The organism is Streptomyces sp. NPDC006552 (assembly GCF_040611655.1).
GTDB lineage: Bacteria > Actinomycetota > Actinomycetes > Streptomycetales > Streptomycetaceae > Streptomyces.
The window spans coordinates 110,649-121,646 of the sequence record NZ_JBEXOS010000017.1 but is presented as its reverse complement, the minus strand read 5'-3'; the positions used below and the strand labels follow the sequence as shown (position 1 = coordinate 121,646).

General features: G+C 72.1%; 9 protein-coding genes. 2 read left to right on the top strand and 7 right to left on the bottom strand.

Annotation, left to right across the window (positions count from 1 at the left end; all coding sequences use genetic code 11):
- The first annotated feature begins 141 nt into the window (after positions 1-141).
- On the top strand, positions 142-684 hold the full coding sequence (locus ABZY33_RS13665; protein WP_356491715.1) for a GNAT family N-acetyltransferase: 543 nt from the start codon (positions 142-144) through the stop codon (positions 682-684).
- A gap of 7 nt (positions 685-691) precedes the next feature.
- Here ABZY33_RS13665 and ABZY33_RS13660 read toward each other — a convergent pair whose 3' ends face one another.
- Positions 692-1,318 carry an NAD(P)H-dependent oxidoreductase gene (locus ABZY33_RS13660; protein WP_356491714.1) on the bottom strand — a complete coding sequence of 209 codons (627 nt, stop codon included), beginning with the start codon at positions 1,316-1,318 and terminating at the stop codon, positions 692-694.
- A 76-nt stretch (positions 1,319-1,394) separates the two neighbouring features.
- Positions 1,395-2,948 carry an MFS transporter gene (locus ABZY33_RS13655; RefSeq protein WP_356491713.1) on the bottom strand — a complete coding sequence of 518 codons (1,554 nt, stop codon included), beginning with the start codon at positions 2,946-2,948 and terminating at the stop codon, positions 1,395-1,397.
- Between the two features lie 90 nt (positions 2,949-3,038).
- Here ABZY33_RS13655 and ABZY33_RS13650 point away from each other — a divergent pair, with 90 nt between their 5' ends.
- On the top strand, positions 3,039-3,719 hold the full coding sequence (locus tag ABZY33_RS13650) for a TetR/AcrR family transcriptional regulator (protein WP_356491712.1): 681 nt from the start codon (positions 3,039-3,041) through the stop codon (positions 3,717-3,719).
- Here ABZY33_RS13650 and ABZY33_RS13645 read toward each other — a convergent pair.
- From ABZY33_RS13645 to ABZY33_RS13625, 5 genes are read right to left on the bottom strand one after another with little or no spacing between them, the layout of a single operon-like run.
- A complete protein-coding gene (locus ABZY33_RS13645) occupies positions 3,716-5,701 on the bottom strand; it encodes a type IV secretory system conjugative DNA transfer family protein (RefSeq protein WP_356491711.1) in 1,986 nt (661 codons plus the stop codon). The two genes, ABZY33_RS13650 and ABZY33_RS13645, sit on opposite strands and share 4 nt — an antisense overlap.
- A 2-nt stretch (positions 5,702-5,703) precedes the next feature.
- Entirely contained in the window at positions 5,704-7,119 is a 1,416-nt protein-coding gene (locus ABZY33_RS13640; protein ID WP_356491710.1) for an ATP-binding protein, read from the bottom strand.
- Between the two features lie 37 nt (positions 7,120-7,156).
- Positions 7,157-8,716: an SCO6880 family protein gene (locus ABZY33_RS13635; protein ID WP_356491709.1), complete on the bottom strand. Its 1,560-nt coding sequence runs from the start codon at positions 8,714-8,716 to the stop codon at positions 7,157-7,159.
- The gene (locus ABZY33_RS13630) at positions 8,713-10,065 is read right to left on the bottom strand and encodes a hypothetical protein (RefSeq protein ID WP_356491708.1); all 1,353 of its coding nucleotides are present in this window, start codon (positions 10,063-10,065) and stop codon (positions 8,713-8,715) included. The genes ABZY33_RS13635 and ABZY33_RS13630 overlap by 4 nt, the downstream gene beginning before the upstream one ends.
- On the bottom strand, positions 10,055-10,864 hold the full coding sequence (locus tag ABZY33_RS13625; protein WP_356491707.1) for a hypothetical protein: 810 nt from the start codon (positions 10,862-10,864) through the stop codon (positions 10,055-10,057). Before ABZY33_RS13625 ends, ABZY33_RS13630 begins: the two co-directional genes overlap by 11 nt.
- Positions 10,865-10,998 lie beyond the last annotated feature (134 nt).

Here is a 10,998-nt window from a genome sequence, read left to right as displayed (position 1 = left end):
CAGGGGGGACCCTGTGGGAGAGTAGGACGCCGCCGAACTATTTTTGAGAAAACCCCCGTCCGGGGATACCGGACGGGGGTTTTCTGCGTTCAGGGACAAACCCTTTTCGGGAGCGGTCGCTGCGGTATTAGTCTGCGGCGCATGAAATATGAGATCCGTGCCGTGCGGTCCGACGAATGGTCTGCGGTGAAGGAGTTGCGGCTCGCGGCGCTACGCGATCCGGTGGCGCCGCTCGCGTTTATGGAGACGTACGAGCAGGCGTCGGCGCAGCCGGACGCGTTCTGGAAGGACCGGGTTGCGGGAGCTTCGCAAGGGACGGCTGTGCGGCAGTTCGTGGCGGTGCGGAGCGACGGGGGCTGGGACGGGACGGTCGTCGCGTTGATCGAAGAGGCCGGGGCCGAGGATTTTTATGGTCGGGTCGTCGAGCGGCGCCAAGCGCAGTTGGTCGGAGTGTTCGTGCGGTCCGGGGCGCGGGGGCGGGGGCTGACCGAGGCGTTGTTCTCGGCGGCGGTGGACTGGGCGCTGGGGATCGACGGGGTGACGCGGGTGCGGTTGCACGTCCATGAGGACAATGCGCGGGCCGCCGGGTTCTACCGGAAGTTCGGGTTCGTCCGCACCGGAGGGACCGTCCCGAATCCGGGCTACCCCCCCAAGGTGGACCACGAGATGGTGTGGCAGCCGTAGTAGCAACTCAGTTGTAGGGGCGGTTCTCGCGGGCCGTGCGCAGGGCGTGGGCCCACCAGTCGAGCTGGTCGAGCAGGACCTTGGCGGCCTCGCCGGCACCCTGGAGCTCATGGACCGCGCCGTCCGTGCCGAAGTGGTCGGCGCTCACCCGGTGGAGGCTGACGCCGTCGCGGACCGTGACGGTGTGCAGCTCGGCGAAGACGAGCCGGAGCTGTTCGACCGCCCGGAGACCGCCGCCGACACCGCCGTACGAGACGAATCCGACCGGCTTGGCCTGCCACTCCGCCCGGTGGAGATCGATGAAGTGCTTCAGGTGGGCCGGGAAGCTGTGGTTGTACTCCGGGGTGACGATCACGTAGGCGTCGGCGGCGTCCACGCGGGCGGCCAGTTCGGCCTGTTCCGGGGTGGGCTGGTGGCCCCAGGCGGGGTGGTGGTCGGGCAGGCTCAGCTCGGTCAGGTCGACGACGTCGAAGTGGGTGTCCGGCGTGTGGTTCCTGGCCCGGTCGGTGAACCAGGCGCCGACGGTGGGGGCGAGGCGGCCGTCGCGGGTGGAGCCGATGACGATCGCTACGCGCAGAGGGCGGGTGGTGGGGGCAGTGGGGGCCGTGATGGCGGTGGTTGTGGGCGGGTTCATGTGGGGTCCTCTCGGGTGGGGTGCGGTCTGGTGGGGTGGGTCACGCGGTGTGTTGCGCGGTGTGATGCGCGTTGCGTCAGGGGGTGGGCGAGGGCTCGGGCTTGGCGTTTGCCGTGGGGGTGGTGCGTTGTGCGGCGGGCCGGTCGCGGTGGCCCGCGCGGCTCTGGCGGGTGGGCCTGGTGAGGAGGGCCGAGGTGACGGCTGCCAGGACGGTCAGCAGGGCCGTCGTCGTCCAGAGCGTCATGTGCCATGCGGCCGTGAGTTCCGGCGCGTGGCCGCCCGTGCCCGCGGTCACGCGGGCCGCGAGCGGGCCGGGGCCGACGCGGGACTCGACCGAGGCGAGCAGGAGGGCGCCGAAGACCGTCAGCATGACGGCGCCGGTGGCGCCGCGGACCGTGTTGAGGAAACCGGCGGCCATGCCGATCTCGGAGGGGGCGACCATCGCCATGGCCTGCGCGTCGGTGATGCCGGTGGACAGGCCTTGGCCCGCGCCGATGGTGAGCAGGGGACCCGCGAGGGCGATGGCGGACATGCCGGGGTGGAGGGTGGTGAGCCATGCGTTGCCCGCGGCCAGCAGGAGCAGGGAGAAGACCATCAGGTGGCGGGCGGGCAGGCCCCGGTTGACGAGGCGGGCGCCGAGCGGGGGCAGGGCGAGGACCGGCCCGGTCATCCACAGGAGCGTCAGTCCTGCCGTACGGGCCGTGGCGCCGTCGACGCCCTGGAGGTAGGTGGGCAGGAAGGTGAGGACGCCGGCCGTGCCCGCGCCCAGGCCGAAGGAGCCGACGGCCCAGCCGAGGAAGGCCGGGTTGCGGGTGAGCCCCAGGTCGAGGATGGGGCGGCCGTGGCCGGTGCGGGCGAGGCGCCGCTCGACGCGGACGAAGGTGGTGAGCAGGGCCGGGGCCGCCACCGCGGCGACCAGCGTGACCGGTGACGTCCAGCCGGCGGTGGAGCCCTGGGTGACGGCGAACAGGCCGAGGGCGAGGCCCGTGATGAACGTCGCCGCGCCCGCCTTGTCGACGCGGGGCCGCGTCCCTGCCTGGGACTCGCTCATCAGGCGGGTGCCGAGGAGGATGACCGCGCCGACAGCGGCGTAGAAGAGGAAGGCGGCGCGCCAGCCGAGTGCGTCGACGAGCCAGCCGGAGGACGTCGGCCCGAAGGCGAGGCCGAGCCCCGCCGTGGTGCCGAGCGCGGCGAAGACGCGGGTACGGGCGGGGCCGGTGAAGGTCGCGCCGAGCAGCGCGCCGCCGCCCGCCATGACGCCCGCGGCGCCGATGCCGGAGAGCAGGCGGGTCGCGTCCAGGAGCAGGATGTGCGGGACGAGGGTGGAGGCCAGGGTGCCGGCGGTGTAGAGGGCGGCGCCGAGCGTGAGGACCCGGCGGCGGCCGTAGAGGTCGCCGAGCGCCCCCGCGACCAGCATGAACGAGGACGCGGCGAGAAAGTAGCCGACGACGACCCACTGCAGGGGCGCGCCGCTGGCGTCGAGGTCGGCGCCGATGCGGGGCAGGGCGACGGTCGTGCCGGACATGGCCATCGGCAGCGTGAGCATGCCGAGGAGGACGACGAGCAGGGTGACGGTCGGGCGGCGGGCTCCAGAGGCGGGGGCCGGCGCTCCTTCGGGGTCGTGTGCCATGGCGGTAAAGTACAACGACGGTTGTAGTTGATACAACGGTCGTTGTACCTAGGTCTCTGTGCTGAGGCCGGACGGCGACGAGGGAGCGCGATGGCGGCGGAGAGCGGTGGAGCGGGACAGGGCGGTACGGAGCCGCGCAAGGGCACGGTGGAGAAACGGCAGGCGCTGCTGCGCGGTGCGCGCACCGTCTTCGGCCGCGACGGTTACACGCGCGCGGGCATCGACGAGATCGCGGCCGAGGCGGGGGTGTCGACGCGCACGCTCTACAACCACTTCGGCGGCAAGGAGAACCTCTTCCGCACCGTGCTCCTGGACAGCGCCGCGAGCGTCACGGCCGCCTACTCCGCTCTCGTCGCACGGCACTTGGGCAAGGTGACGGACATCGAGGCCGACATCACCGCCCTCGCGCGCGAGTGGATGGAGCGGCGCGCCGAGCACGCGCCGCACATGCTGCTCGTACGGCAGATCATCGCCGAGGGCGCGCATCTGCCGGCCGACGTCCTCGAGGAGTGGCAGCGGATCGGGCCCCGGGCCACCACGGAGGCGGTGCGGGTGCACTTCGTGGAGCTGGGCGCGCGGGGGCTGCTCGCCCTCGGTGACTCCGATGCCGGGGAAGCGGCGCGGTACTTCACGCTGCTGACGGCGGGCTCCGTCACCGTGGACACGTTCTTCGGGGTCGTGCCGATGAGTCAGGGCGAGGTCGACGCGCGGGTGGAGAGCGGCGTCCGCGCGTTCCTGCGGCTCTACGGGGGTGGGCGGGGCGGGTCCTAGAGCGAGGGCAGTTCGGCGTCCGGCCAGCGGCTGCGGCCCTGCTCCCGGGACCGGAGCAGGGCCAGGGTCGGCAGGCCCCGGTCCGCTCCGGAGGCGAGCAGCTCCGGCAGCTGGGGAAGCGGAGCCACCGCCGCGACGTCGTCCAGGACGAGCGTCATTGGTGGGTCGAGCCGACCGGCGGGTGACCTGTCGGCCATCCGGCGGCCGTGCTCGACCACGCTTGAGGCGAGGGCCGTCAGCAGGGGCATCGCGCCCGGGTTCGCCTTCGGGTCCTCGATGGCTTCACCGACCACATAGAGCGTGCCCCCTTCGTCCACGAAAGAATCCAGGGTGAGCGCGTCGGTTCGGTTGAACGTGCACGCCTCGCGGACGTGCACCGTGAACAGAGCGGACAGGGCGCGTGCTGTCAACTCCTGTGCCACGTCCCGGCGTTCCGGGTGCGAGGTGAGCGCCGCCTCCAGTTCGCCCGCGGCGCCCGCCGCCGCCTTCGGGCTCGTCCGCAGGATGCGTACGGCGTCCTGGACCTGGTTGCCCTGGGCCCAGCGGTGGACGTGGCGGAACGGTTTTCCGTCCACCGCCGCCGCGTGCAGGTAGCTGCGCAGCAGCGTCTCGGCCGTCTCCGCCACCGCCGAGTCCAGGCGGGCCGTCGGCCGTATCGGGGCGAGGAGCGCTGCCGCGCGGGTGGCCGCTGTGGCTCTGTCCGTGCAGCCCGCCGCCGGGTTCCAGTGCGTCCGGGCGGGGGTGTCGCACCGGTGCGTCGGGTCGTAGAGGAGGACCGGGCCCAGCTTGGCCCGGGCGTCCTTCGTCTCCGCCCAGACCTGCGGGGCGGAGGTGATGACCAGGGCCGGGCCCTCGGCGTCCTGGATCGCGGCCGCGGCCAGCGGGTGCCGGTCGGCCGGGGCACCGAGGAGGAGGGGGCCCCTCGCGCTGCGGGGGGCGGGGACGGCGGGGGCCCCCGAGGGGGCCGGGGCCGGTGCGGTGCCTGGCGGGGCCTGTGCGGATGCTGGGCTGGCCGGGATGCCCGGGGTGTCTGGGATGCCTGGGGCGAGCGGGGTGCCCGGGGTGGGTGGAGTGGGTACGGCGGTCAGGTCGGCTGGGGTGAGGGGGGTGCCCGGGCCGGTTGGGGCAGGCGGGGCGGGTGCGGCTGCGGGGCCGGTCGAGGCGGCTGGGGTGAGTGTTGCTGTCGGTTCGACCGAGGCGGCTGGGGTGGGCGTGGCCGCGGAGGCGGGCCAAGCTCCGGGCGCGGCCGCGGGGGTGGCTCCCGCCGGGGGCCAGGCTCCTGCGGCAGGCGTGGCTCCCGGCGCTGTGGCAGGAGTGGCTCCCGGCATGGGCGCGGCACCCGCCCCGGGCCAGGCTCCCGGCGCGGCGGCAGGCCTCGCTCCGGGCGCTAGCGCGGGGTCCGCCCCGGGCCAGGTCCCCGGCCCGGCAGCGGGTGTCGCTCCCGATGCCGGTCCCGCGCCACCAGCGGCCGCAGCCCCTGACACCGGCACGCCATCGACCGCCGTGGCCCCCGCCACCGGACCGGCCCCGGATGCGGACTCCAGGGGGCGGAACTCCGGTGGAACACCGTCGCGGGGCTTGTCGGAACCGGGTCGCGGGTGCGGCCGGTCCGTGGTGGCCGCGCGGCGGACCGCTCGCCACCGTGCCACGGTCCCCGCCACGAAGAGCGCCAGTACCACCAGGATCATCAGCTGCCCGATGAGCAGACCCCAGAAGAGCCCGTAGCCGGAGAGCTGCCCCTCCGGGGTCGCCGGCCAGGCGCCCGGGACGTCGTGCGGGCGGGCGACCAACGAGCGGATGGCGAGCGGCGTATGACCGAACGTCACCCTGGTCGGCCACGCCCCCTTGGCGAACAGGCCCGCGAGGCCCGTCGCCGTCCACACCATGACCGTCATGCCCAGCAGAAACGCCAGGACGCCGATCAGCAGTCCGTCGGGGATGCCCCGGCCCTGCTCGTCGCGGTACCGCCGCTCGTCCCGCACGCTCAGGCCACCGTGGACTCGGACGTGTCGCTGAGCCGCTGCTCCACGAAGGAGGCGGCCCGCTCCTCCGCCTCCAGCTCGGCGGCGTGCAGCGCGTCGTCGTTGAGCGTGGCCTCGGACGACTCGGTCATCGCGCGGTCGGTGAAGACCAGCGGCCGTTCCGTCTCGGTGATGAGGTGTTTGACCACCTGCACGTTGCCGTTGACGTCCCAGACCGCGATGCCGGGGGTGAGGGTCGGGATGATCTCCACCGCCCAGCGGGGCAGGCCGAGGACCCGGCCGGTGGCGCGCGCCTCGTCCGCCTTCTGGGCGTAGATCGTCCTCGTGGAGGCCATCTTGAGGATCGCCGCCGCTTCCTTGGCGGCCGCGCCGTCCACCACGTCGCTCAAGTGGTGGACGACCGCGACGAAGGACAGGCCGAGGCGGCGGCCGAACTTCAGCAGCCGCTGGAACAGCTGGGCCACGAAAGGCGAGTTGATGATGTGCCACGCCTCCTCGACCAGGAAGATGCGCTTCTTGCGGTCGGGGCGGATCCAGGTGTGCTCCAGCCACACGCCGACGATCGCCATCAGGATCGGCATCGCGATCGAGTTCCGGTCGATGTGCGAGAGGTCGAAGACGATGAGCGGGGCGTCCAGGTCGATGCCGACCGTGGTCGGGCCGTCGAACATGCCCCGCAGGTCACCGTCGACCAGTCGGTCCAGGACGAGCGCGACGTCCAGGCCCCAGGCCCGTACGTCCTCTATGGCGACGTTCATCGCCTCGGCGGACTCCGGCTCGGGGTGGCGGAGCTGCTCGACGATGTCGGTCAGGACGGGCTGGCGCTCGACGATCGTCGCGTTCACATAGGCGTGCGCGACCTTGAGCGCGAAGCCGGAGCGCTCGTCCAGGCCGTGCCCCATCGCGACCTCGATGATCGTGCGGAGCAGCGCCAGCTGGCCCGTCGTGGTGATCGCGGGGTCGAGCGGGTTGAGCCGGATGCCCATGTCCAGGGCGGCGGTCGGGTCGAGCCGGATGGGAGTTATCCCCAGCTCCTGCGCGATGAGGTTCCATTCGCCGACCCCGTCCTCGCCCTGCGCGTCCAGGACGACGACCTGCCGGTCGCGGAAGCGCAGCTGGCGCAGGACGTACGTCTTCTCCAGCGCCGACTTGCCGTTCCCGGACTCGCCGAGGACCAGCCAGTGCGGGGCGGGCAGCTGCTGCCCGTAGAGCTGGAAGGGGTCGTAGATGTAGCCCTTGCCGGAGTACACCTCACGGCCGATGATCACGCCCGAGTCACCGAGACCGGGCGCGGCGGTCGGCAGGTAGACGGCCTGGGCCTGCCCGGTGGACGTACGTACCGGGAGCCGGGTCGTCTCCACCTTCCCGAACAGGAAGGAGGTGAAGGCATCCGTGAGGAGGGACAACGGATCCCGCATGAGCAGCGCCTACCTTCTGGCCTTGTGGGACACGGGACTACCGTCGGATGCCGGTCGCGAACGGCAGGGTGTTGACGAACGCCCGGTGGTGCTCGCGGTCGCACCACTCCAGCTTCAGGTACGACTTGCCGGCCGAGGCCCGGATGGTGCGCTTGTCGCGGGCGAGCGCGTCGGGGTTGCGGGACGAGACGGTGATGTACCCGACGAGGTTGACCCCGGCCGCGCCGCTGGCCAGGTCCTCGCCGCGCTGGTCGAGGCGGCCGTGGGCGGCGATGTCGCGCGGGTCGACGGTCCGGTTCATCTTGGCGGCGCGGGACGCCTCCGCCTCGTCGTTGGTCTTCTCGGTCAGCATCCGCTCGATGGCCACCTCCGTCGGCTCCAGGTCCATCGTGACGGCGACGGTGCGGATGACGTCCGGGGTGTGGACGAGGAGCGGCGCGAGGAAGTTGACGCCGACCGGCGTCATCGGCCACTCCTTGACCCACGCGGTGGCGTGGCACCAGGGCGCGCGGGTCGAGGACTCGCGCGTCTTGGCCTGGAGGTAGGTGGGCTCCATCGCGTCCAGCTCGGCCGGCCAGGCGTTGCGCTTGGTCATCGCCTGGATGTGGTCGATGGGGTGGTCCGGGTCGTACATGGAGTGGATGAGCGAGGCGAGCCGACCCTGGCCGAGCGGCTGGCGGACCCGGATGTCGGCCTCCTGGAGGCGCGAGCAGATGTCGGTCAGCTCGCGGGCCATGACGACGGCGAGCCCGGCGTCCCGGTCGACCTTCTTGCCGGCCTTGGGGCGGGTGGCGCGCGCCATCGCGTTGGCCTCGGCGGCCAGTTCGCGCGTGAAGTGCATGCAGGCCACGAGGTAGGCGCGGTGCTGCTCGCTGCTGGTCGACACCATGGACTGGAGCTGGTCGTACGACTCCTGGAGCCAGCCCAGCGCCCGGTCGTCGCCGCGCACGGCGACGTCCTTGGCGTGTGCGTCCGGGTCGGCGGGCAGGGTGCGGGCGAGCATCTGGAGGCGGGTGACGAACCCGTCGCCGTTCGCCACGTGCTTGAGGAGCGTGCCGAACCGGTCGACCAGCGCCTCCTGGTCCTCCGAGTCGCGCAGGCCGACGCCGGGTCCCTCGATCTCGATGGCGGCGGTGACGGTGCGCCGGTCGGCGTGGAGCAGCACGGCGATCTCGTCGGGGCCGAACGGCGCGGCGAGCCAGGTCAGGCGCCCGATTCCCGGCGGCGGCCCGACCTCGACCTCGCGCCCGTCGAGCCGGACTCCGGCCTCCATGGCGCGCGAGCGGTAGGCGGTGCCGCGCTTGAGGGACCGCTTGTAGCTGCGGTTGATCTCGAACCACTTGTAGAAGGTGCGGTGCTTGTACGGGACGTAGACCGCGGCGAGCGCGAGGAGCGGGAAGCCCATCAGCAGCACGATCCGCAGGGACAGGACAGGGACGAGCAGCCCGCACATCATGCCGAGGAACGCCCCGCCGATGATCAGGGCGAGCTCACCGGACTCACGGTTCCTGCCGACGATCGCGTTCGGCCGGGCGCGGCCGATGAGATATGTACGGCGGGGCGTGACCGGAGGGGACACGTGGGACTGGGTCGTCAACGCCCTGCACCTCCTTGCGGTTTGCCGTTGCTGTTGAAGCCGGGGTTGCTGCCCCCGCCGCCGCGGTTGCCCGCGTGCGGGGTGTTGGTGGGACTGGTGCGGGGCGGAGGTGCGGCGGAGGGGACAGATCCGCCGCCGCTCCCGCCGGCCGGGCGGGTGCTGTGCGCGGCCATGCCGCCGGACACCGGGCCGGCCGGACGGGCCTGGCCGGCTCCGCCTCCGCCTCCGCCGCCGTTGTCCGCGCGGGCGCTGTGGGTCTTGATGCCCTGCGAGACGAGGGCGGCGGGAGAGGTGAACGCGGCGGCCGCCTTGCCCTCGGCGCCCTGCATGATGCGGTTCTTGCGCACGTTGGCCATCTCGTCGCCGAAGCCGGGGACGAAGCGGTAGATCATTCCGCTGGCGAAGATGGCGAGCAGCACGATGGCGAGGCCGGAGACGACCGCGGCCAGCGAGTCGGGGCCGTCGTCGCTGCCGGAGAGGGCTCCGGCGAGACCGAGGACGATGATGATCACCGGTTTGACCAGGATGATCGCGATCATGATGCCGACCCAGCGGCGGACGTGGCCCCACAGGTTCTTGTCGACGAGCCCGGAGTAGACGACGACGCCGAGCAGCGCGCCCACGTAGAGCAGGACGGCGCGCAGGTACAGCTCCAGGTAGAGCACGCCGGCCGCGACGATGGAGACCAGCGACACGACGATCAGCATGATCGGGCCGCCGCCGATGTCGTCGCCCTTCTTGAGGGCTTCGGAGAACGTGCCGAAGAACGTGTCCGTTTGTTGGCCCGTCGCCTTCGCCAGTACGTCGGTGACGCCGTCCGTGGCGGAGACGACGGTGTACAGGATCAGGGGCGTGAAGGCGGAGGCCAGGACGGTCAGCCAGAGGAAGCCGACGGCTTCGGAGATGGCGGTGGTCAGCGGTACGCCGCGCACGGCCCTCTTCGCCACGGCCAGCAGCCACAGCAGGAGGGTCAGCACGGCGGACGCCGCGAAGACGACCGCGTACTGCTGGAGGAACTTGGGGTTGGTGAAGTCGACCTCGGCGGTCTTGCGGACGGCTTCGCTGAGCTGGTCGACGGTCCAGGACGCGGCGTCTGCGCAGCCCTTGGCGAGGCTGGAGAGGGGGTCCAGGGGGTTGGTGGTGTCGGGGGGCATGGTTCCGCCGGAGCTGCCGCCGGTGCCGGTGCCGCGGCTTTTATCGCCGCGTTCGCAGTACGCCTTGGCGGCGCCGACGATGAGGTCACATCTGTCGTCGGGGACCGCGACGGCCCGGGTCGAAAGAAGCACCGCCGCGGTCGGTGCGGTGAGTACCGCGCCGGTGAGTTTGAGAGTCAGACGGCTACCGGGCATAAGTGAACCCTCCGTACTCCCTGACGGCCTTGGCGATCTCGTCGGCCGAGGAGACCTTGTTGTCGCCGTTCACGGGGGACGGGCCGTCCTTCTGGGAGAAGCTCTCGACCTTCCAGTCGCCGTCCACCCAGCGCAGCTTGAGTGTCATGGTGAACCAGTCGTTCGTCACCGGGGTCTTCGAGCCTGTCCCGGCCGTGCCGAAGGCACCGGTGCACCAGATCTCGGTGGTGGCCGTACTGTCCGCATAGGCGGTGGTCTTGGTGCCGACCGGCACGGTCCGGGAGACGTAGGTCTGTCCGGTGGCGGCGTTGCCGTTCTCATCGAGGCCGACCTTGGCCAGGAAGTCCTTCGAGTACGCCTTGTCGAACTGTTCCTGGAGAGCGCTGACCTTGTCGGCGACGAACAGCCGCTGCAGGATGCCGGGCCGACGGTCGGGCTTGAGGATGTCGGCGGAGACCAGCTGAACCGCGTAATTGGCGGCAGCCGACTGCACCCCCTGCTCATCATGCGCGAACCCCGAACCCACCGGCTTCGTGCCGGTCGGGGCCGTGGGGGTGGCGTGCGGGCCCGCGGGGGAGTCGGCACCGCCGCCGGAGGCACTGTCGTCGCCGCGGTTGGCGAAGGCGATCGCCGCGATCAGCAGGACCACGACCCCGACCACCGTGACCAGGGACCGGGACGGGGACCGCCCCGGTCTGCGCCCGCCGCCGTAGCCGCCCTCGCCCTCGCCCTCGGGGAGGCGGGTGCGGGTCTGGCCGGTGCCTCCGTAGACGTCGTCGTGCCCGTTGTCGAGACTCATTGGGTGCACGTCCCCTCAACCTCGTGCTGAACCGCCGGATCCGCCGCATACGACGGTAGCCGTGCGGAATGCCGCGCGGGCGCGGTGTGGTGACTCGACATCAGGGAGACGCAACCTCAGCCGGTGGGCACGAC